We start from the raw sequence: 22656 nt of genomic DNA, 5'->3' as shown, positions 1-22656 counted from the left end.
AAGAACACCTCTCATTTTCACACCTTTCCTAACATCCCGTCAGGGGTTTTTATGCATTTAAAATTCACTAAAAATGCAACTTCAATTTTACACAAATTAGTGTCCTTAAACCACCATCCTTTTTATTTAAAATAAAATGATATTAATCCTTTTAATTTCCAAAATCAACTTTCTAACAAAAAATCCTCGCTTTGTTATTTATACTTAATCTAAGAATTAAATGGCGCATTTAATCATTTTCAATAAAATATATTCAATATTTTTGCTATATATTTAATATTTCATAATTATATGCATGCATAATAAATATATTGTCTATTATACATTTATTATAATTAATTTAGCCGAAATTTATTCTGGAAATTATCAAAATGAAAATAAAAATAACTGGTATAGGAAGCTATATTCCTGAGAAAAAGATTAGCAATACTGATTTTAGCGAGCATGTTTTTCTAAACGAAGACGGCTCTCCGTTTGCCTATCCAAACGAAGTTGTAATTAACAAATTCAAAGGTATTACCGGTATTGAAAAAAGAAGGTATGCCGAGGATCATTACACCGCTTCGGATTTGGCTTTTTTTGCATCTCAAAAAGCCATAGAAAATGCAGGCATTGACCCAGAAACTCTAGATTATATTATTTTTGCGCACAACTTTGGCGATGTAAAATACGGCACAAGCCAATCTGATATTATTCCAAGCTTAGCCACAAGAGTCAAGCATAAATTGCAGATAAAAAATCCAAAATGCGTCGCTTACGATATTCTTTTTGGGTGTCCAGGCTGGATTGAAGGCGTATTGCAGGCCAATGCTTTTATCAAATCGGGCATGGCCAAAAAATGTCTTGTCATTGGTGGCGAAACTTTATCCAGAGTAGTAGATGCCCACGATAGAGATTCAATGATTTACTCGGATGGCGCTGGTGCTTCGGTTATAGAAGCCTCAGATGACGAAACTGGAATGTTATCTTATGAAAGTGCAACTTATGCTGCAGAAGAAGCCAACTTCCTTTACTTCGGAAAATCATACAATCCAGAGTTAGATCCAGACACCAAGTACATCAAAATGTATGGGCGTAAAATATATGAATTTGCATTAAGCCAAGTTCCTGCAGCTATGAAAAGCTGTTTGGATCAAAGCGGTATAGCTATTGGGGATGTCAAAAAAATCCTGATTCACCAAGCTAACGAAAAAATGGACGAAGCTATTATTCACCGTTTTTACAAATTACACGGACAAACTCCTCCAAAAAACATTATGCCAATGTCCATACACGAATTAGGAAACAGCAGTGTTGCAACCGTTCCTACTCTTTTTGACCTGCTCATTAGAGGTCAAATTGAAAATCAGGAAATACACAAAGGAGATGTTGTCATTTTTGCCTCAGTAGGCGCAGGAATGAATATCAATGCTTTTGTCTACCGCTATTAAAGATTACCTGTACGTTTATATGCAAGCCCACATCACTTTTATTAGTGTTGTGGGTTTTCGCTTTCAATACAAATAAGCAGCAATCTACACTTTAAAGATCAAATAATATCAGACAATTTTGTAATTGCAAACGGTATAAGAAACAGAATCTTTATATTTGCAGACGCTAAAACAAAAGCGTTAGTCAAAAATTAAAATCATGTACGAAAAAACATTTCCCAATAAAAGATTCAAGCATACTTTAGAATTTTTAAAGAAACACATCTCCCCTTCTCAAACCATATTAGATCTTGGCGTTGACAATCCTTTTTCTAAAATCATGAAAGCCGAAGGCTACACTGTTACCAATACTACTGGTGAAGATCTGGACGTGAATCAAGGTATTTTTTCAGAAGAAAAACAAGATGTAGTAACTGCTTTTGAAATTTTTGAACATTTACTCAATCCTTATACCATTTTAAGCGAAATAAAATCAGATAAATTATTGATATCAATTCCGTTACGCCTTTGGTTTTCTTCTGCTTATAGAAGTAAAACTGACATGTGGGACAGACATTATCATGAGTTTGAAGACTGGCAATTGGACTGGTTATTAGAAAAAACAGGCTGGAAAATCATCGACAGGAAAAAATTTACCCATCCGGTTAAAAAAATCGGTTTCCGCCCACTACTGCGATTTTTCACGCCGAGATATTATATAGTTTATGCAGAGAAAGTGACTAGTAATCAGTAAATAGTGATTAGCCTTATGAAATATTACATAGTCATACCGTCCTATAACGAAGAAGCATTTATTGCTTTGACTTTGCAGTCACTAGTTTCTCAAACTGTTTTACCCAAAAAAGTAGTAGTTGTCAATGATAATTCTACTGATAAAACTGCCGAAATTGTTTTGGCTTTCGCCAAAGAAAATCCGTATATTACTTTGGTAAACAAAACTTCTGAAGCAATACATTTACCTGGAAGCAAAGTGATTCAAGCTTTTCAGAAAGGATTTGAAACTTTGGATGAAGATTACGATTTAATCGTAAAAATAGATGCCGATTTGATTTTTCCTTCTAATTATTTCGAAACCATAATCAAACATTTTCAATCAGATAACCGAATTGGAATGGCCGGCGGATTTTGCTACATTGAGAAAAACGGCGATTGGGTTTTAGAAAACCTAACCGACAAAGACCATATTCGAGGTGCATTGAAAGCCTATAGAAAAGAGACTTTCAAACAAATTGGCGGTTTAAAACCAGCAATGGGCTGGGACACCGTTGATGAACTGCTCTGCAAATTCTACAATTGGAAAGTAGTAACTAATGAAAGTCTGCACGTAAAACACCTCAAACCAACAGGCGCTAATTACAACAAAACAGCACGTTATAAACAAGGCGAAGCTTTTTACACATTAGGTTACGGATTTTGGATTACAGCAATTGCATCGGCCAAATTAGCCATGATGAAAAAGAAACCATTACTTTTCCTTGATTACATAAAAGGTTTTTGGAAAGCAAAATCAGCAAAAACTCCTTTGTTGGTTACTAATGAACAGGCAAAATTCATACGCAGTTATCGTTTACAAAAAATGAAAGAGAAATTGTTTTAATAAATTATGCTTTTGTAATTAAAAACAAAATCTAAAATTCCAACTAAATAAAGTATTTTTGCATACCTGTATTCCTTTCTGAATACTGCAACTTGTAAACTGAATCCTAAAAAAATGATGCTCATTCGCTATTTATCCCAAATTGGGAAATATTTTTTAATGTGGAAAGAAATCTTCAAAAAGCCAACAAAATGGTCTGTTATGAAAGGTTTAATTTTCAAAGAAGTCGATGATTTAATTATTGATTCACTAGGAATTGTTGCATTCATTTCTTTCTTCGTTGGCGGCGTTGTTTCTATACAGACTGCATTGAACTTAACCAACTCATTTATCCCTAAATACCTTATTGGATATGCGACTCGTCAATCGGTGATTTTAGAATTTGCCCCAACGTTTATGTCTATCATTATGGCTGGAAAAATGGGCTCTTTTATAACGTCAAGCATAGGATCTATGCGTGTTACCGAACAAATCGATGCGCTGGAAGTTATGGGGGTTAACTCTCTTAATTATTTGGTTTTCCCAAAAATAATTGCGTTGCTTTTATATCCTTTCCTTATTGGAATTGGAATGTTTCTGGGCATCGCAGGCGGTTATATTGCTACCGTTTACGGCGGTTTTGGTGCTAATGTTGATTTTATTGAAGGTATTCAAAGAGATTTCATTCCGTTTCACGTTATATACTCCTTTACCAAAACTTTTATTTTTGGAATGCTGTTAGCAACGATTCCTTCCTTTCACGGCTATTATATGAAAGGCGGCGCTCTTGAGGTTGGTAAAGCCAGTACTGTTTCATTTGTATGGACATCGGTTACTATTATTTTACTGAATTACGTTATTACCCAATTACTCTTAACAAAATGATAGAAATAAAAAACCTAGAAAAATCGTTTGACGGTGTCAAGATTCTAAAAGGAGTTTCCAGTGTTTTTGAGGCGGGTAAAACAAATTTGATTATTGGGCAAAGCGGATCCGGTAAAACTGTTTTATTAAAATCATTATTAGGAATCCATACTCCAGAAGTAGGTACTATTTCTTTTGACGGCCGTATTTATTCTGAGCTTAGCTCCGATGAAAAAAGAGACCTTCGTACTGAAATAGGAATGCTTTTTCAAGGAAGTGCACTTTTTGACAGCATGACTGTTGCCGAAAATGTCGCTTTTCCTTTAAGAATGTTCACTAACGACAGTAAATTAAAAATTAAAAAACGAGTTGATTTTGTTTTAGAAAGAGTAAATCTTGTGGGCGCTCATAAAAAATTACCTTCGGAAATTTCGGGAGGAATGCAAAAAAGAGTTGCCATTGCCAGAGCCATCGTAAACAATCCTAAGTATTTATTTTGCGATGAACCCAATTCAGGATTAGACCCAAATACAGCAATTTTAATTGATAATCTTATCAAAGAAATAACCGTTGAATACAATATCACAACAGTTGTAAATACGCATGATATGAACTCTGTGATGGAAATCGGCGATAATATTTTATTTCTAAAAAATGGAGTTAAAGCATGGCAGGGAAGCAAAGAAGAAATTTTCAGAACCAACAATGAAGCCATTGTAGAATTTGTGTATTCTTCAGAATTGTTTAAAAAAGTAAGAGAAGCTTATTTAAAAGAGTAAACACCATAAGTATAAGACATTAAGTTCATTCGGGCGCAAAACATAAAAAAGGCAACAATTATTTTTACAAAATTGTTGCCTTTTTTTATATTCCAAAATTATTTCAGCTGAGAAACAATTCCTTTTATTTCCTGTTCTTTACTTTTTGGATAAATCAATAAAACCGAATCCTTATCAACAATAATATAATCATCCAATCCATCAACAATCACTTGTTTTCCTAAAGCCGTTCTGATAATATTATTAGAAGAATTCTGCAATAATACATTCGCATTTACCACCGCATTATTATTATCGTCTTTTGGCAGTTTTTCATGCAGTGAACCCCATGTTCCTAAATCATTCCAGTCAAAAGTTGCAGGAAGCACATAGACATTTTGAGCATTTTCCATAATAGCATAATCTATAGAAATATTTTCTGCTTTTGGATAGTTCTCTTGTATAAAAGCATGTTCATTCTCTGAATTATATACTTCAAAGCCTTTCATAAAATGAGCATACATTTCTGGCTGAAATTCTTCAAAAGCTTTCAAAATAGATTTAACGCTCCACATAAAAATACCTGCATTCCACAAATAATTTCTGCTTTGTATAAATCGTCTAGCAGTTTTAGAATCTGGTTTTTCTCGAAATTGAACAACTTTTTTTATCGAGCGGCTATCTAATTTATCAAATTCAATATATCCATAACCCGTATTGGGAGCTGTTGGCAAAATCCCTAAAGTCATCAGAGATTCTTCTCTTTCGCACAGATCAAAAGAACGCTGCAAATTGGCTACAAACTGCATTTCATCTTCTATCCAGTGATCACTTGGAGCGACAACCATCACTGCATTTGGGTTCAATTTTTTAATTTTTAACGAGGCATACAAAATACAAGGTGCTGTATTTCTCATTGCTGGTTCCAAAACAATTTGCTCCTGCTTCACCATCGGTAATTGTTCCAAAATCAAATCATTATAACTCTCATGCGTCAAAATCAAAATATTCTCTTTCGGAATGATTTGTGATAATCGGCTAAATGTTTTCTGAATTAAAGTCTCTCCAGAACCCAGCATGTCATGAAACTGTTTTGGGAACTCTTTTGTGCTTACTGGCCAAAATCGCGAACCGATGCCGCCTGCCATTAATATTGCGTAATAATTTTTATTCATTTTATTTTTTTTAATAATCATTCCGTAGAACCATTTTAACTGGATAGTAACTCTACTTCTGCATTTGGATTAAATAAATATAAGCGTCCAGAGCTTATTTCCAAACATTCGTATCGCTTGGTTCGTATTGCTATTTTCTTAAAAATCTTCCCATTTGAAATTCTAAAAACACTTCCATAAGGGATTTCAAAGATATAATTTTTATCATTTGGTTTATCATATTGTTTTAAAGCGAGTGCTAACGTAGCATCTGTATCACTGCTTGCTGATGGATTCTTAAAATGTCTCGCTATCAAAGGCAACAAATGATTTGGGAAAATCTCTGGCCGAATAAACGGCACCATCATCTTTTGAAAAGAATACTTCCATTCATCTCCATGTGGCTTAATATGTCGCCCAAATTTTTCAAACGCCACCAAATGTGAGATTTCATGAATCAGCGTAATTAAAAACTTATACTTATTAAGACTTGAATTAACCGTGATTTCATGTTTCCCGCTCAAACCTTTTCGGTAATCGCCATGACGTGTCTGTCTCTCATTGACAATTTTGAGATGAACTTGATTCGCTACAATTAATTCAAAAACAGGTTTGACAGCGTGTTCTGGAAGGTATTTTGAAAGTGTTTCGCTCAAGGTAAAGTTATGAATTATAAATTATGAGTTATAAGTTTTTCTTTGAAGTGATTATTATGCTTCTAATGATTTTCAAAACCTCATTACTCTGTTGATGAATTGAATTAAACTCATTTTCAGAAATGTAATCTGTTTGTTTTAGAAGTTCAAGCCAATACATAGTTTCATCACATTCTTTTTGTGAGATAGATAATTTATGAATAAAATCGGCTTTGCTTTGAGCATTTACCGCTTCACGAACATTTGCTCCCACAGAAGTTACAGAGCGCAAAAATTGTTTGCCCATTACAAATTCTTTCTTTTCGGAAACCAAATATTTATAAAAATTAACACCACTTATGGCTAACTCAAAACTCTTATTCTTGACAATGCTTTCACTCATAACTTATAATTCATAATTTATAACTCTTATGGGTTAGTTGATGAAACTGGCAATACTTTACCGTTAAAATATTTATTTCCGGTAAGAGTAAAATCATAAATATAATTGGCCATTTCACTTGCTGAAAGTGGCGCTTGATATCCCGGGAATGCTTCCTGCAGCATTTCAGTCTGAACTGAACCTAAGGCCAAAACATTAAAAGAAATTCCTTCTTCTTTATATTCTTCTGCCAATAACTCAGATAAAGTAATTACGGCACCTTTACTGGAACTGTATGCCGCCAATCCTGCAAACTTCAAGCTTCCCTGCACGCCTCCCATAGAACTAATAGTCACTACGTGACTGCCTTTTTGCAAATAAGGCAAACAAATACGGGTTAAATTGGCCACTCCAAAAACATTGACTTTGTAGATGTTTTCGAAATCATGCTGCGTCGTTTCAGAAAAAGGTCTTAATAATAAACTCCCTGCATTATGAACAATGGCATCAATTTGTTGCCAAGTAGCTGCCAAAAATTCTGTCACTTGCTGTAATTCTGTTTCATTGGACAAATCAACAGAAAGAAAAGTTATATTTTTATGAGAAAGCAATTCTTGATGAGCTTTTCTCGATAAGGCCAATACCTGATGGCCTGCATTGGCAAACTTCAAAGCCAGTTCAAAACCTATTCCCCTGCTTGTTCCTGTAATAATAATGTTTTTCATTCGAGAATAATATTTGTTTTTTAACAGAAAATGGTATAACCATTTTTCGTTTATATTTTATTTTAAAATCCCAACTGGTTTCATGGAGCAAAAATAGTCAAAACAGTTAAAAAACTATGCTTTTAAATTTCAAAAATCATATTCATTGCATACTTAAAAAATCACATCCTCCTTTTACCTATTTTTGCAAAAAAACAATCGATAATTTATAGTAATGATTGAGAATATTGGATTTGAAACAGCAAAAAGCACTGACATTGAAGGCGTAATTGCATTGCAAAACATTTATTTGGTATCCAACATGACTGAAGAAGAAAAAGCTTCAGGATTTGTAACGACTCCTTTTACTGTTGAGCAGCTGCAGGAGGTGATTCTTCAAGAAGGTTTGTTTATTGCCAAAGACAATGGCAAAACTATCGCTTATATCTTTGCCGCCAGCTGGCAATATTTTAGCCAGTGGGCAATTTTTAATCACATGACTCCAATGCTTCCTGGACTTGTTTTCAAAAATTTTAAAATGACCGACACTAATACTTTTCAATACGGACCAATTTGCATTGACAAAAAATACAGAGGCAAAGGGTTAATCAATCCTTTCTTTGACTTTATGAGAATCCATCTTTTGAAAAGGTTTCCAGTAAGCATTACTTTCATCAATAAAACCAATATTCCTTCACAAAAAGCACATATTAAAAAACTAAAATGGTCTGTTATAGGCGATTTTCAATTCAACAATAACAACTATTTTATTTTGGCATACGACATGAATCAACCTTCTATCGAATAGTTTTCTTCAAATACTTTTTATAAACTTTGAAAGTTTGGAAGAAAGCCAAGACTACAAAAAACAGAGGAATAACAATTGGAATAATCCATTTTGAATAATCTAATATTTTTTGAGACAACGAATCCAACAAAACGATTACTGCCAACATTCCCCAAAAAGTCCCTACTAAAGTCCCAAAAATGTAATGGAATTTAAATTTTTTGGATAGTGTTATGTATTTAGCATTGATTAAATACAAATTCCAAGCCATCCAAAAAGGGATTTGAAGAAAATTCAAACCACACAATACCATTCCGATTAAAAAAGGAGAATATTGAACATAGCCTGATAAATAATTATGCTTTTCGTTAGTTTGATCCGAATTAGCATAAAATAAATAGGCCAATAATAAAAGAAAAAATACCGCAAAAAAATCAATGCTCTTCATTAATTTTTTATTTTCTGCTAATTGGTTTGAGAAAATAACTGTAAAATAAATTACAACAGCTTCAACAACAATTATTCCCAGCAAATAAGAAACCAGAGAATCCATTCCAAGTTGAGAAAAAACCTCAACTCCAATAATATTTAAATAACCCAGAGGCAGGGAACCTACAAAGCTCACGATGAATCCCGCCATTATGTTTTTGAAGACCTTCATTTATTGAAAATTTACAATTTTCATATTCTGCATTTGATGCAAACGATATTCTTTCATTCCTGCTTTGTGCGCTAAATATGGGAAGCCCTTTTGATGATTCGCTACACTAATTTCATACATGTAGGTAATGTGTCTCGCCAATTCTTTCCATGCGAATAATAAAGAATGTTTAGGATCATAAATATGTGTTGGTTCACTCGCAGCACCATTCAGTTCTACAACCGAGAATTTTTTTCCTTGTTCCAATCCTTCAAAAGTATCATACATAATATCCAATCTTCCAAAATGAAAACCGGGAATCTGCATACACATTTCATTGAAAATTGAAGTAAGTTTTGGTGTTATCAAATGACTTCCGTCTATAAATTTGGCTCCACGAGCATGATTCCCATAAGGCACGAGATTCATTTTTTCGCCCAAAGGTAAAACCTTTTGCAATTTAGTTTCGTATTCTTGTTTAAGTGCTTTTAACTGCAGTTCATATCTGGGATTTTCTTTTATTAATTCTTCAATAGTTGCTACTCCATTTCCGGTTATGATTAGAAATTCCTTGGCAACTATTCCCGTAATTCTCCCCTCCTTTTCGTTTGGATAACGTACGTAAAAAACACCAATTTCATTTTCATACGGAATCAAATCCTGTACAATGAAATCAAAATGAGCTCTTTCGGAATACTGTTTTAAATCACCTGGAGTTTCTATTTTTTTAACGGCAGAACCTCGAAGACCAATATCGGGCTTGGCAATAAAAGGATATTTAATTCCTGCATCTTCTAATACTTTATTAATGTCTTCAACAGAAGTTCTGGCTTTCACCAATTCGGTTTTGGGATAATAATTTTGAGGAATCAAATTATAAATCTGCTTTTTACTCTCCATCATAAAACCACCATTTTTAATAGTTGGATTGGAAGCATTGAAGAAAAAAATAGATTTTGCCTTAATCGAATAATACGCCCATAGAAAATAAATCGGAATATAAACGATTTGAAAAGGCCAGTATTCCCAGTGGGTCAATTTATGAATGAATAGTTTCAATATTGTAATTATTTATTAAGCTTTATTAAATGGAAATAAACGTTTTAGAATATTCTTTTTCGGCAATCAGGTCCAAATAATTCATGGTTACCTTATTTTTCTCAATAAACGATTGGGTAATACTTAATGTTTTCAATTCATTATTACGATTAATTACCAAACCATGTTGATTGTTATCAGCTTCGGTATACCGATGAAAATGAAGCATTTTCTCTTCTGTAATTTCGGGATTTAGATCCAAAAACGTGTAAAACCAACTCGCCCGTTGTTCCCGAATCTCTTTGGAATACAAAGTTGACGAAGACCAAACATAATTTTTATCAGTCTCTAAATCTAAAGCTAATTTTTCGGCTCCATTCCAGCGCAATTGAAAAAGCTGTTTTTCCTGAAACAAAACTAAGGTAAAAGGTTCTATATTTTTTAAATCAATTTCATCCCAAAATTGCTTTGGAGAAGCGCTACTAATCATCTCAAGCACAATCAAACCACGGCTTTTTCGATAGTGTAATTGTACTTCATGTTTTTCATCGGCTCCATTGAGCAAGACCAAAACGGTTCCGTTTTCGTCCACCACATACCAAGTCCCACCTGCTTTGGAATCTTTTGGATAAATAATATTTTTCCCGTTCAGAGTATAGTTTTTGGGCGGAATCGCATTTGGTCGGATTATTTTTTCATCACGATTGGAAGTAATGATAATTTTATCATTGGAACAAACAAAACTTACTGTACACATTGTTTTCTGTATTCGATTGTAGAACGAGCCACTCCAAAATTATCATCAACAGCTACGCTTTCACATTTCAAAATCGCGACTTTAATTAATGCCTGATGATGAATGCAATGTTCTAAATTATATAATAATTCTCGGTAATAATTGCTTTGAATATTAACCGATTTACCGTCAATGTTTTGGTGCAATTCTAGATTTTTATTTTCCTTCAAAATACTGTTTTTAATATCTAAAATCATTTGCACCGCAAAACTGGTATTTGTTTCTATCAATTTATTACGATCTCGTTTATCGTAATTCACGATTGCGGAATCATAATTTCGAACTAAGCACTGAAACATTTCAACGATATGCCGCGTATGTTCGCCTATGCTGGAACCACTCAATTCAAAACAAGCTTTTGAATATTCCTCTTCGGACAATTGACGAAGCAATTCAATTAATTCGTTCAGACTACTATTTACAGATGGAATTAGCATATTACAGTTTCAATTTTAAGAGGTTTATAATTTTACTTTTATCCCAATAAATCAATGCAACACAACAAAGAAAGGTAATTATTGCTAAAGCAAATAACTCTCCGCCGTCATTTTTTACTTCGATTCCCAATACAAAAAGATGCGAGAAAATAGCGCCAAGCATGACCCCAGCACCTATCAAAGCACCTAACAAAGTTGTTCTGGGAATCAGGATTAAAATGGCAGCGATTAACTCGTCCACTCCAGATCCAATTCTTCCGTAAGGCTCCATTCCTAATGTCGAGAAAATATAGACGCTTTCTTCGGCTCCAGTGAATTTAAAATACAGTGTCTGCAATAAAATAACTGCTGCCGTTAGCCGAACTATCCAAATTAGTATTGATTTATTCATGATTTCTTATTTTATGAATTTTTTCCAATTAGCATCTGCTTTTGCTTTTAAACCAGCTTCATCCTTATTCCAGCTTTTTAAGGTATTGTTGAAATAGGCATTATAAAACAGATACAATTTACCGTCTATAATTTTGAAAGTTTCAGGATTGATTTCGACTTTCTCACTGGAACTTCCCATCGCATAGGCACACCAACCTCCGTATTGTGGCTCATAGGCTGAAGCATTTTTTGTAAAGAGTTCTTTGTTTGACACTGAAGAAAATTGATAAATCACACCTTCATAGGCAGCGATTAATTCCTTTTTGCCTTTTATAGCTTTACCTTGTTTAAAATATGCAACAGGATCATAGCCTTGAATGGCAACTCTTTTTTCTAAATTATATTCGGATAGTTTTTGGACAGAACTTTGCGCAAATGTTACTGAGAATGCAAAGACAGCCAACAGCAGTACAATTACTCTTTTCATGGTAGCTTTTTTTATTGATTTTGACATTACAAATATAAAGCAGTAAAAAAAGGCTAAATGTCGGATAGTTTACATTGGAAGCAAAATTTCTGTAAATCAAATCACTGCTTTAGCAAAACCAACGGTTTCACGATAAGTTTGTGGAGAAACTTCAGCATTGGTTTTAAAGAAACGACTAAAATAATGCTCGTCATCATAACCGAGTTCATAGGCAATTTCTTTTACGGGTTTATTCGTTAAGTACAATTCCCTTTTGGCTTCGATAATAATGCGTTCTGCAATTAAATTGGTCAACGTTTTATTGAAGTGATTTTTGGTAATTTTTGCTAAAGCCTTTGGAGAAATATTCAGTAAATCGGCATAATCACTGGCAGAATGTTTGGTTTTGAAATTCTGTTCAATGAAATTTTTTAAATTTTGAAGAATAAATGGCGCTGTATTTTCTTCTATTGGTACAAGTTCTTTTGGCTGCTGTTCTTTTTTTAATCGAGAGGCGGTAATGAGAAAAATTTTCAAATAGGATATTAATAATTCATATTGTGCTAACGCAGGATTTTGCATTTCAATCTTCATTTGTTCCAAAACCATATTGAATGTAGCTCTAGCCGCTTCATCAATCAACACATACGGAGGTTCATAAATATTATTGAACAAAACCCCATTGCAAGCTACTTCATCATGGTGTTTCATAATGCAGAAAAAATCAGGATGAAAATGAATTACTTTCCCTTCTATGGCATCATCAGAGGATAACATAAAAGGCTGATAGGGTGCAAAAGCCAGTAATTGATTTTCTGAAAAATCATATTCTGAAAAATCTACTTTTACTTTACCTTTTCCTTTTTGAATCCAAATTAGGGAATAGTAATTCAATCGTTGAATATGATCAAAACAAGAAATGCTTTCAAAAGAAAAAAGTTTGAAAGCCAAATTTCCGTTTTGTGGATTGACTAAAGTAAACGTGGATTGATCTATCATACTATGCTATTTTTATAAACAAATTTAGTTTAAACCAGATTCTTTTAGTCTGTTTTTAAGATTTTCTATTTCTTTTTCTAACTTTGAAATGTATTGAAGCTGCGGTTCAAAAGCTATTTGTATTTCTTCCTCAGTAAAACGTTGTGTGATGTGCTGAGGACAATTCCAGTCAAAAGCTTCAATATGAAAAAGCATCATCCGTTCTGAACGAAACTGATACTCATCTAAATCGAGTTTAGACAGTAATTCTGGATTGTCCTTGAGTTCAATAATTTCGGCTTTGGCAAAAATTTTCAGTCTCGCTCTTCCCGGATAATCCATCATAATTAGCGCTACATTATTGTTGGTCGCAAAATTCCCAACAGATATGTACTGTTTGTTTCCTGAAAAATCGATAAAACCAATAGTGTTTGTATCTAAGACTTTCACAAAACCTTTGGGACCGCCTCGATGCTGAATGTACGGAAAGTTTTTTTCGCCAATGGATGCCAAATAGAAATTATCCCGATTGCTTATAAAACCCATTTCATTTTCGGATAAACCGTCAATGATATTGAATTTTTCCATTCGTTCATACCCTTTTCGACTACCATGCTTTTCTTGTAGTGCTTTGACAGCATTCGAAAATGCTATTTCTGCAAAATTTTTAGCCATGAGAAATTATTTAAATTTTCTGTCTTTTTCGTCTATTGGCAAATCATTGATACTGGCAAAACGCTTGCGCATCAAACCATTTTCATCAAACTCCCAATTTTCATTTCCGTAAGCGCGAAACCATTGTCCAGCCGCATTTCGATATTCATATTCAAAACGAACCGCCATTCGGTTTTCACGAAAACCCCACAATTCTTTTTTGAGTTTATAGTCGAGTTCTTTTCCCCATTTCCCTTTTAAAAATTCTTTAACAGCTTCACGCCCGTTAATAAATTCGGTTCTGTTGCGCCATTCGGTATCTACAGTGTATGCCAAAGCGATTCGCTCCGGGTCTTTGCTATTCCAAGCATCTTCGGCCAATTGTACTTTTTGCAAAGCAGTTTCCATATTAAATGGAGGAAGTGGATGTCTTTGTTCCATGATAATTAAAATTTTAAATTAAGATAAAGCGCCTATTTGCAATAAAGCAGATTGCGCTAAAAGTTCCGATATTTCAATTTCTAAAGATTTCTGTCTGTCTTTTGCATACCACAAATGAAGCTGATTTGCGTAGGTGTCTGCCGTTGTTGGATCGGACTTTAACACCTTAACTAAATTTTGCGCAAATTCCGGTCTTGGCCCCCAAATACCAGTTACATTATAATTAGAATCCAATTGAATTAATTTTGGAATTGACCGACCGTTATTGGTTAAATACTGATCCATTAATTCCAAATTCTGATCTCTATAAACTAATTTCATTTCAATTTTCCCTTCGCTCTCTGCCTCTATTTTATGCAATGCTGGTAATATCTGCGAAGCATCACCACACCAATGTTCAGTTAAAACCAACCAATAGGTCTTGTTTTTTAAAAGTTGTACTTCTTTCATTAATTTATTTGAAACAACATATGTTTTTTCCACACGATGCATACGATGCTGATTCATGCTAATGTATTCTTTTATTTTGACATCAGAATTAGCAGCCAAATCATCTGCCATGTGTTCCTTGTATTCATTGTAATTTATTCCTTTTTGAAAGTAGGCTTTGTATTCTAAATTTGTAATGGAGCTAAGATTATTTTCCGTTGTCATAGTTGTATTGTTTTAATTCGGTACAAAGTTGCGATATGAAACTCAAAAATAAAATGGATAAAAACCGTAAGATGATGGACAATTTTCCCTGCAAATAGAATTGTCACGATTAGAGTTAACTAATTTCTAATTCAGTAAAATTACCATTTTAATGCTACTATCTCAATTTAATGTCGGTAGAGTCAAACTCTACCAATAATTAAAACACACAAAAGCCCCAAAATTTATTTTTTTGGGGCTTTTGATTAATGTTTCTTTATCATCTTGATCTAACCTTTTTGAACACAAATTACAATTATAAAGCTGGTGCCAAAGGAAAATCAACTGGCACTTGTGTTAAATTATGCAAATAGTTCATTGCAGTTTTATCACTTATTAAAAGCATCAAATCAATTAGATTTTCATTAGTATAACCTTGAACAAAAAAAGCATCAACTAAATCAGAATTAGCGTTTCCTCTAGTTTTAGTAATTTCTGCGGCCAATTGAACCAATGCATTCAATTTTGGATCAGTAGCTTTTCCTCTTCGGATATCCAATAATTGCTCATCTGTAAAACCATTCATTTTCCCAATAACGGTGTGGGCACTTTGGCAATATGTACAGTTGTTAACTTGACTTACGATTAAATTTACTGCTTCTTTTTCTTTATTGGATAAAGTAGTTTTAGCATTTTGATAAGCTAAAAATCGCTCTAATCCATTTTTTGAATATCCAATTGTAGCATATAAATTAGGTACAAATCCTAAAGCTTTTTGCAGGTTGTCAAAAATTACTTGGTTGTTTTCTGAAACTTCTGATCTTGTTGGAACTGAAAATGTTGTAGTAGTCATTTTATTTAATTTTAAAATTGCTTGTCTTTATTGACATTACAAAGATGCGACAGCTTTAAAAGTTATAAAATGGACAATAAACGCAAGGTGATGGACGATTTTCCCTCTTCAAAAACTATAATTTAGTAATGTCCTCAATAATAATTTCTTTCCTATTATAATACAATAATCCATTTGCCTCCATTTCATTTAGCAATTGCGTAGTAGTTTGTCTGGAAGTACAAATAATTTGAGCTATATCATTCTGAGTTAGATAATTTTCAAGAACAACTCTATTTTCGGTAAGTTTCCCTTCTCTCTCGGCCCAATCTTTTAGGAATTGATACAGCCGGGTTTTAGCATCTTTCGAAATCAAATTAGCATAACTATTTTTAATGCGTTTCATTTTCAACCCTACAAACTTGGTATAAGACAAAGCCAAACTAGGATTTTGAAGCAATAAATTTTCAAAATCGGATAATAAAAAACTGCAGATAATGATTTCATCCGTCAATGCTTTTGCGTATTCATTGGAATTAACATCATTCTCTAATGTCAATTCACCAAACAAATCGCCTTTTTGGATAATGTCTTTGATGGTTTCATTTCCGTCTTCATCGACAGCAACAATTTTAATATTTCCTTTTTTTAGTAGAAAAACCCGAGGCACATCTGAAGAAGAGAAATAGATAACATCTCCTTTTTTGGCTTTTTTAAAACCCGTGATAATACACAACTGCTTGATTTGTGACATACTCAATGTCCAAAATAATTTGTGATCCCGAAGGTACCAATATTTCAATTCGTCGTACATAACTATTTATGAATGTATTCTAATTAGTGTAAAAATAAACAAAGTCGATTTAAAAAGCATGTCCTTTAAATAAAAAATCCAAACTCGAAATTCAGGTTTGGATTTATATGCTGCGTTTAAAAAAACTATGCAATAAGGGTTCTTGAAATTACAATACGTTGAATTTCGGAAGTTCCTTCATAAATCTGTGTGATTTTGGCGTCGCGCATCATGCGTTCCACATGATACTCGGCTACATAACCGTTTCCGCCGTGAATTTGTACGGCTTCGATAGTGGTATCCATCGCGGTTTGAGAAGCAAATAATTTGGCCATTGCTCCCGATTGCGAAATGTCCATTCCGGCATCTTTTTGGTAAGCCGCATTATAGCACAACAATCTGGCCGCCGAAATCTGAGTCGCCATATCAGCCAATTTAAAAGCTATTGCTTGGTGTTTGAAAATTTCTTTTCCAAAAGATTTACGCACTTGCGAATATTTCAAAGCCAATTCATAGGCACCTGTTGCGATTCCCAAAGCCTGCGAAGCAATACCAATGCGTCCCCCGTTTAAGACCGCCATGGCAAAATTAAATCCAAAACCATCGGCACCAATTCTATTTTCTTTAGGCACTTTTACATCATTAAATAATAAAGAATGCGTGTCGGAACCACGAATACCCATTTTCTTTTCTTTTGGTCCAATGTCAAATCCAGCCCATCCTTTTTCGACAATAAAAGCATTGATTCCTTTGTGTCCTTTTTCAATATCCGTTTGGGCGATTACAATATAAGTTGACGCTGTTCCACCATTGGTAATCCAGTTTTTGGTTCCATTTAACAAATAATGATCTCCTTTATCAATCGCTGTTGTTTTTTGTGAAGTTGCATCTGATCCTGCTTCTGGTTCAGACAGGCAAAATGCTCCAATTACCTCTCCTTTGGCAAGCGGAACAAGATATTTCATCTTCTGTTCTTCGTTACAATATTTTTCTAATCCTGCACAAACCAAAGAATTATTTACTGACATGATAACTGCTGCCGAAGCATCAATTTTAGCAATTTCTGAAATCGCCAAAACATAAGAAACGCTGTCCAATCCAGAACCTCCATATTTTGGATCAACCATCATCCCCAGAAACCCAAGTTCAGCCATTTTTTTAACTTGCTCAGTAGGAAATTTGGAGTGTTCATCTCTTTCGATTACCCCTTCCAACAATTCAGTTTGAGCAAAATCCCGCGCTGCTTGTTGTATCATTAATTGTTCTTCGGTTAGATTAAAATCCATAATAATATAAAATAAAGTGTGGTTTTTGTTTAAAAAATGTTTTCAAAGGTAATTTTTAATTATGAAATTTTCAATTTTGAATCGTAAATTTGGCCTATGAAAAAAGATTACTATAACGTTATCGGAGTGATGTCAGGAACTTCGCTGGATGGAGTCGATTTGGCTCATATTCAATTTGTAATAAAAAATAATAAATGGTCATTTGAAATTTTAGAATGCGAAACCATTTCTTACGATTCTAATTGGATCAGCATCTTAAAAACTGCTGTCGATTATACCGAAAATCAACTAATCGAGTTAAATAAAAATTATACAAAGTTACTCGCCTCAATCATTACAAATTTTATAAACAGACGTGCTCTTGAAAATCTAGATGCAGTTTGTTCACATGGGCATACTATTTTACATCAGCCACAAAACGGCTTTACGCTTCAAATTGGTAATTTACCTGAGATTTCCAAATTGACGCAGCAAAAAATAGTTTGCGATTTCAGGGTACAAGATGTTCAATTAGGGGGGCAAGGTGCGCCATTAGTTCCCATCGGCGACCGTATCCTATTTGCAGAATATGATTACTGCATGAATTTAGGCGGTTTTTCGAATGTCTCTTTTGAAGAAAACAATACCCGAATTGCATTTGACATTTCGGCCGTAAATACCGTTCTTAATTTTTATGCCAATCAATTGGGTTTGGATTATGATGACAAGGGCAAAATTTCTAAAACCGGCAATTGTAATACTGATTTATTAAACGAACTGAACTCTTTGGATTTTTACCAAAAAAAGCATCCAAAATCATTGGGATTCGAATTTGTGAAAGAAACTCTTTTACCAATAATTGAAAAGTATCCCATTTCCATCGAAGATAAATTACACACATACACTGAACATATAGCAATCCAAATAGCATTGGCTTTGCCAAAGAAAAAAGGAAGTATGCTCACCACTGGCGGAGGTGCCTATAATGATTTTCTAATCGAAAGAATTCAATTTTACCTGCCTGAAATGAATGTTATTATTCCTTCGAAAAAAATTCTGGAATTCAAAGAAGCATTAATTTTTGCCTTACTGGGCGTTTTAAAAATTCGGGAAGAAGTTAATGCGCTTCAAAGCGTAACCGGCGCTAAATATGATCATAGTTCTGGAGCTGTTTATACTCCTTAAAAGCGAAAAAAATTTGTGCAATCTTCAAAAAATCACAATAACATTTTAATTCTTTCCCGATTGCGAAATACAATTAAAGACATTTTCCTTCTTTGCACGTAAGTGATTATTTACTAGATGATTGCATTTTTATAAGAAAATAACCAACTACAACGTTGTAATTTGAACAATTAACAAAATAACATCGATTTGGCATGTAGTTTCTAACTATTTAGCACTAATTTTGCACAAAATTGCAAAAATACGCCTAACTATGAAAAAAATACTGTTAGTAATAATGTTAGTTATTACTGCCCTATTCTCTGAAGTTCAAGCCCAAAAACAAATCGTGTTTGAAGGAGTAACTATTCCTAGAACAATGAAATTTGAAAACAAAATTTTACAGCTAAATGGTGCAGGATCAAGATCTAAAATGTGGGTAGAAGTTTATATACAAGCCTTATATTTGAACCAATTATCTCAAAATGCAAAAGAAATTATTAATGATAATGTGGAAATGTCCATTCGGATTGAAATTACCTCAGCTTTAGTTTCATCTGGTAAATTAACCAGAGCATTACATGCAGGATTCGAAAAATCGGCTGGTGAAAATTTGGATGCTTTAAAACCAAAAATGGAATTATTGAAAAGCTACTTGGCTGATGAAATCAAGAGAGGAGATGTTTTTGAATTAACTTATAATCCAGCAGACTCTTCAGTTTGGGTTGTAAAAAATAGTGAGCTGAAAGGAAAAGTTCCCGGATTTGATTTCAAAAAAGTATTTTTCGGTATATGGTTAGGTGACAAACCAGTCGATGAAGAGTTAAAAAACAGTTTATTAGGCATCTAATATTAAGTATCATTATTCCTGAAACACCATTAATACCACAATAACAAAATGAGCATCGATTGAAGTTGGTTGCCAATACCAATGAAGTTATGCTCATTTTAATTAAAAAAAGAATATTCATTTTATATTATTAATTCAAAATTATCCTGAATACAAAAGTGCTTTTCAATCTATTCAAAAAATAGAAAAGCACTTTTTTTATGCAAAATACTCAAATACAAAAAAAATCTACCGGATACATATTTCTCATAAAACCTTTTATATATTTGTCAAAAATAAACATATCACAACAATATGAAAGATTTGTTAAAGAAATTTGAAAATAAAGCTCCTGAAATCATTTTCAACTGGAAAGATTCCGAAACCGAAGCCGAAGGCTGGACAGTCATAAACTCTCTTCGGGGAGGGGCTGCAGGCGGAGGAACACGTATGAGAAAAGGACTTGACATGAATGAGGTTTTGTCTTTGGCAAAAACCATGGAAGTTAAATTTTCGGTTTCTGGCCCAGCAATTGGCGGGGCAAAATCTGGAATAAATTTTGACCCTAATGATCCCCGCAAAAAAGGGGTTTTACAACGCTGGTACAAAGCCGTTTCTCCTTTATTAAAAAGCTATTACGGGACTGGGGGTGATTTGAATGTAGATGAAATTCACGAAGTAATCCCAATGACCGAAGAATGCGGTGTTTGGCATCCGCAGGAAGGTGTTTTCAATGGACACTTTAAACCTACCGAAGCCGACAAAATCAATAGAATCGGGCAATTACGACAAGGAGTAATTAAAGTAATAGAAAACCCGAGATTCTCACCAGATGTTACCCGAAAATATACGATAGCAGACATGATTACTGGTTATGGTGTTGCCGAAGCTGTACGTCATTTCTATGATATTTATGGTCGTTCTGTAAAAGGGAAGAAAGCCATTGTTCAGGGTTTTGGAAATGTAGGATCGGCCGCTGCTTTCTATCTAGCCGAAATGGGAGCCAAAATCATCGGGATTATTGACCGAGACGGCGGATTAATTAATGAAGAAGGTTTTACTTTTGAAGAAATAAAAGCATTATTCCTTGCCAAAGACGGAAACAAATTAGTAGCCGAAAACATGATTCCTTTTGAAGAAATCAATCAAAAGATATGGACTATCGGTGCCGAAATATTCACTCCTTGTGCCGCTTCAAGACTGGTTACACAAAATCAAATAGACAGTTTAATTGCTAATGGACTGGAAGTGATTTCGTGTGGCGCCAACGTTCCATTTGCCGATAAGGAAATTTTCTTTGGTTCCATTATGGAAGAAGTAGACCATAAAGTGAGCTTGATTCCTGATTTTATTTCCAATTGTGGTATGGCTAGAGTTTTTGCCTATTTCATGGAAAAGAAAGTGCAAATGACAGACGAAGCCATTTTTCATGACACTTCTGAAATCATAAAAAATGCTATTGAAAAAACGCATTCTTTGAATTCATCTAAAACAAATATCAGTGCAACTGCTTTTGAAATTGCTCTGAAACAATTAGTGTAACCTAGTTTATGCTTCGTTCAAAACGAATCAAATTAGGTTTTTAATCTATTTTGATTCGTTTTTTTATTTAACTATTATTTTATCTACAGAAACAAAATTCCCAGTGCTGCCAAATCCTGTTCCGTCCTTTTTATACCAATTGCCATGTTCTCCCACAACAGTTACAATAAGTTTATAATCGCCTTTTTTTAAAATTGGACTTAAATATTTTAGGGAGGATTCGGGGTGTTTACAATACATTTCAATTAGATTCGATTGAATTGTTTTACCGTTATGGTCCTTAATTTCAACTTGAGCGTATCCTCCATTTGGACGAGCAACCCCGTAGAGTCCAATCTGGGAACCATTAAAATTCACCGAAAAAAAAGCTCCCTTGACATTAGAACTACTGTCTAAGAAAGAATCTGTTATTACTGATTCCGTTTTCCAATTATCAGAATATTTTATTTTTCCAGTATCTGAATTTCGGATGATTGTACCCTTCAAAGTTAGATTAGACCATTCTCCAGTTGTGGTATTGATTTGCCAATTTTCCTTATAATCAGGTAAAGAAATCGAATCGCCTTTTACAACTAAAGGCTGCCATACATAAGTTGCTGCCGCTTTTTGACGTGGAAAAGCCCAACGATCTCCTCCAAATAAATAAGTAGTATCTTTTGTGCCAACTATAGGAAGCACAAATGTTGATTGTGAATTCCAAGTTAATGAATCTTTGGGTGCGAAATTCTCATGTGATTTCCATGGGCCTTTTAAAGAAGCTGCAGTAAAATAATAATTATCATTTCGTTCCCAAGAAGTCAGACCAGAGCCTAACCAAAAATAGATATTGTCTTTTTTGAAAATAACTGGCGCCTCACAATGCTTGGTCATATCTTTAACAATTTGTTCGGTTACACTTTTATAATCATCGCTAAGTTTGTACAAATTTCCAGAGTGCGCTATAACATAACCGCTCCCATCTGTATCTTGAAAAATGCCCATGTCCCATTTTTTGATCGGCTCTCCATTAAACAGTAAAGCACCTTGAAATGTATAAACTCCATTAATAGTCTTAGAGGTCGCGTAGCCTAAACATTGATCTTTATATTTTAGATCGTCTGTGTGCATGTACATAATATACTCGCCGGTTTTAGGGCATTTCATCACTTTTGGCCTTTCGCCAATGCGGTTGGGTCCTAATTTTCCTGATTCTTGAACAGGAAGGGCAATTTTTTCAAATTTCCAGTTGTATAAATCAGAGGAAGAATAACAGCTAAAACCTGTAAAATCAATAGTTGAGTCGCTTTTGTATTCGCCAAAAAGATAGTATTTATTGTTGTCTTTTATAAGTCCTGCACCATGAGCACTTACCACATTCCCTTTATTGTCATGCCAAGGAATACCAGAATAAATAGCATTTATTTTTTCTTTCTTCTGTGCAATTCCTGTTATAGAAATTCCCAAAAAGAATAGCAATAAAGCTGATGTAATTTGCTTATTCATATAA

27 protein-coding genes are annotated in these 22656 nt (G+C 33.8%); 9 read left to right on the top strand and 18 right to left on the bottom strand.

All coding sequences use genetic code 11. The annotated features are described in order from the left end of the window. The first annotated feature begins 371 nt into the window (after nt 1-371). The 5 genes from CLU83_RS20205 to CLU83_RS20185 all read left to right on the top strand — a co-directional run bounded on the left by CLU83_RS20205 (nt 372) and on the right by CLU83_RS20185 (nt 4649). Nucleotides 372-1430, top strand: coding sequence for a 3-oxoacyl-ACP synthase III family protein (locus CLU83_RS20205; protein WP_100433270.1), 1059 nt, complete (start codon nt 372-374; stop codon nt 1428-1430). 199 nt (nt 1431-1629) lie between these two features. Beyond that, nucleotides 1630-2163, top strand: a complete 534-nt coding sequence (locus CLU83_RS20200; protein WP_100433269.1) for a methyltransferase — start codon at nt 1630-1632, stop codon at nt 2161-2163. Between the two features lie 15 nt (nt 2164-2178). Further along, nucleotides 2179-3027, top strand: a complete 849-nt coding sequence (locus CLU83_RS20195; protein ID WP_100433268.1) for a glycosyltransferase family 2 protein — start codon at nt 2179-2181, stop codon at nt 3025-3027. A gap of 114 nt (nt 3028-3141) precedes the next feature. Continuing rightward, a complete protein-coding gene (locus CLU83_RS20190) occupies nt 3142-3891 on the top strand; it encodes an ABC transporter permease (protein ID WP_100433267.1) in 750 nt (249 codons plus the stop codon). Further along, complete coding sequence (locus CLU83_RS20185) at nt 3888-4649, top strand: ABC transporter ATP-binding protein (RefSeq protein WP_100433266.1); 762 nt, start codon at nt 3888-3890, stop codon at nt 4647-4649. Before CLU83_RS20190 ends, CLU83_RS20185 begins: the two co-directional genes overlap by 4 nt. A gap of 98 nt (nt 4650-4747) precedes the next feature. Here CLU83_RS20185 and CLU83_RS20180 read toward each other — a convergent pair whose 3' ends face one another. The 4 genes from CLU83_RS20180 to CLU83_RS20165 are packed head-to-tail and all read right to left on the bottom strand — an operon-like array spanning nt 4748 to nt 7524. Then, nucleotides 4748-5803 (bottom strand): mannose-1-phosphate guanylyltransferase, encoded by a 1056-nt coding sequence (locus CLU83_RS20180; RefSeq protein ID WP_100433814.1) that lies wholly within the window; start codon nt 5801-5803, stop codon nt 4748-4750. Between the two features lie 35 nt (nt 5804-5838). Continuing rightward, on the bottom strand, nt 5839-6438 hold the full coding sequence (locus tag CLU83_RS20175) for a SprT-like domain-containing protein (protein WP_100433265.1): 600 nt from the start codon (nt 6436-6438) through the stop codon (nt 5839-5841). A 28-nt stretch (nt 6439-6466) separates the two neighbouring features. Beyond that, entirely contained in the window at nt 6467-6820 is a 354-nt protein-coding gene (locus CLU83_RS20170) for a four helix bundle protein (RefSeq protein ID WP_100433264.1), read from the bottom strand. A gap of 26 nt (nt 6821-6846) precedes the next feature. Continuing rightward, nucleotides 6847-7524, bottom strand: coding sequence for an SDR family oxidoreductase (locus tag CLU83_RS20165; protein WP_100433263.1), 678 nt, complete (start codon nt 7522-7524; stop codon nt 6847-6849). 214 nt (nt 7525-7738) lie between these two features. On the opposite strand from CLU83_RS20165, the gene CLU83_RS20160 reads away from it, so the two are divergent. Continuing rightward, nucleotides 7739-8311 (top strand): GNAT family acetyltransferase, encoded by a 573-nt coding sequence (locus CLU83_RS20160; RefSeq protein ID WP_100433262.1) that lies wholly within the window; start codon nt 7739-7741, stop codon nt 8309-8311. Here the strand turns inward: CLU83_RS20160 and CLU83_RS20155 are convergent. The 13 genes from CLU83_RS20155 to CLU83_RS20095 form a co-directional block, all read right to left on the bottom strand. Beyond that, a complete protein-coding gene (locus CLU83_RS20155; RefSeq protein ID WP_100433261.1) occupies nt 8301-8951 on the bottom strand; it encodes a hypothetical protein in 651 nt (216 codons plus the stop codon). The genes CLU83_RS20160 and CLU83_RS20155 overlap by 11 nt on opposite strands. Further along, the gene (locus CLU83_RS20150) at nt 8952-9989 is read right to left on the bottom strand and encodes a D-alanine--D-alanine ligase (protein WP_100433260.1); all 1038 of its coding nucleotides are present in this window, start codon (nt 9987-9989) and stop codon (nt 8952-8954) included. Between the two features lie 25 nt (nt 9990-10014). Beyond that, nucleotides 10015-10725 carry an NRDE family protein gene (locus CLU83_RS20145; protein ID WP_100433259.1) on the bottom strand — a complete coding sequence of 237 codons (711 nt, stop codon included), beginning with the start codon at nt 10723-10725 and terminating at the stop codon, nt 10015-10017. After that, entirely contained in the window at nt 10713-11201 is a 489-nt protein-coding gene (locus CLU83_RS20140; RefSeq protein WP_100433258.1) for a hypothetical protein, read from the bottom strand. The genes CLU83_RS20145 and CLU83_RS20140 overlap by 13 nt, the downstream gene beginning before the upstream one ends. A gap of 1 nt (nt 11202) precedes the next feature. Further along, nucleotides 11203-11592 carry a DoxX family protein gene (locus CLU83_RS20135; protein WP_100433257.1) on the bottom strand — a complete coding sequence of 130 codons (390 nt, stop codon included), beginning with the start codon at nt 11590-11592 and terminating at the stop codon, nt 11203-11205. A gap of 6 nt (nt 11593-11598) precedes the next feature. Beyond that, nucleotides 11599-12060, bottom strand: a complete 462-nt coding sequence (locus CLU83_RS20130) for a YHS domain-containing (seleno)protein (protein WP_100433813.1) — start codon at nt 12058-12060, stop codon at nt 11599-11601. Nucleotides 12061-12156: 96 nt separating this feature from the next. Next, on the bottom strand, nt 12157-13038 hold the full coding sequence (locus CLU83_RS20125) for a helix-turn-helix domain-containing protein (RefSeq protein WP_100433256.1): 882 nt from the start codon (nt 13036-13038) through the stop codon (nt 12157-12159). Between the two features lie 24 nt (nt 13039-13062). After that, nucleotides 13063-13692 (bottom strand): pyridoxamine 5'-phosphate oxidase family protein, encoded by a 630-nt coding sequence (locus tag CLU83_RS20120; RefSeq protein ID WP_100433255.1) that lies wholly within the window; start codon nt 13690-13692, stop codon nt 13063-13065. A 6-nt stretch (nt 13693-13698) separates the two neighbouring features. Then, a complete protein-coding gene (locus tag CLU83_RS20115; RefSeq protein WP_100433254.1) occupies nt 13699-14112 on the bottom strand; it encodes a nuclear transport factor 2 family protein in 414 nt (137 codons plus the stop codon). Nucleotides 14113-14130: 18 nt separating this feature from the next. Further along, the gene (locus CLU83_RS20110) at nt 14131-14766 is read right to left on the bottom strand and encodes a thioredoxin family protein (RefSeq protein ID WP_100433253.1); all 636 of its coding nucleotides are present in this window, start codon (nt 14764-14766) and stop codon (nt 14131-14133) included. Between the two features lie 295 nt (nt 14767-15061). Further along, nucleotides 15062-15598, bottom strand: a complete 537-nt coding sequence (locus CLU83_RS20105; RefSeq protein WP_100433252.1) for a carboxymuconolactone decarboxylase family protein — start codon at nt 15596-15598, stop codon at nt 15062-15064. A gap of 115 nt (nt 15599-15713) precedes the next feature. Further along, nucleotides 15714-16391 (bottom strand): Crp/Fnr family transcriptional regulator, encoded by a 678-nt coding sequence (locus CLU83_RS20100; protein ID WP_100433251.1) that lies wholly within the window; start codon nt 16389-16391, stop codon nt 15714-15716. Nucleotides 16392-16516: 125 nt separating this feature from the next. Then, nucleotides 16517-17656: an acyl-CoA dehydrogenase family protein gene (locus tag CLU83_RS20095; protein WP_100433250.1), complete on the bottom strand. Its 1140-nt coding sequence runs from the start codon at nt 17654-17656 to the stop codon at nt 16517-16519. A 96-nt stretch (nt 17657-17752) separates the two neighbouring features. Between CLU83_RS20095 and CLU83_RS20090 the strand changes: the two genes are divergently transcribed. From CLU83_RS20090 to CLU83_RS20080, 3 genes are all read left to right on the top strand, one after another. After that, nucleotides 17753-18820 (top strand): anhydro-N-acetylmuramic acid kinase, encoded by a 1068-nt coding sequence (locus tag CLU83_RS20090; protein WP_100433249.1) that lies wholly within the window; start codon nt 17753-17755, stop codon nt 18818-18820. 253 nt (nt 18821-19073) lie between these two features. Further along, the gene (locus CLU83_RS20085; protein WP_100433248.1) at nt 19074-19649 is read left to right on the top strand and encodes a chalcone isomerase family protein; all 576 of its coding nucleotides are present in this window, start codon (nt 19074-19076) and stop codon (nt 19647-19649) included. A gap of 294 nt (nt 19650-19943) precedes the next feature. Further along, complete coding sequence (locus CLU83_RS20080; protein ID WP_100433247.1) at nt 19944-21170, top strand: Glu/Leu/Phe/Val dehydrogenase dimerization domain-containing protein; 1227 nt, start codon at nt 19944-19946, stop codon at nt 21168-21170. Nucleotides 21171-21233: 63 nt separating this feature from the next. Here the strand turns inward: CLU83_RS20080 and CLU83_RS20075 are convergent, their stop codons facing one another. Next, entirely contained in the window at nt 21234-22652 is a 1419-nt protein-coding gene (locus CLU83_RS20075) for a family 43 glycosylhydrolase (RefSeq protein ID WP_100433246.1), read from the bottom strand. Nucleotides 22653-22656: the final 4 nt, after the last annotated feature.

Source organism: Flavobacterium sp. 1 (genome assembly GCF_002797935.1).
Lineage (GTDB): Bacteria > Bacteroidota > Bacteroidia > Flavobacteriales > Flavobacteriaceae > Flavobacterium.
Note: the sequence above shows the minus strand (reverse complement) of the source record. Positions and strands in the feature narration are given on the sequence as shown.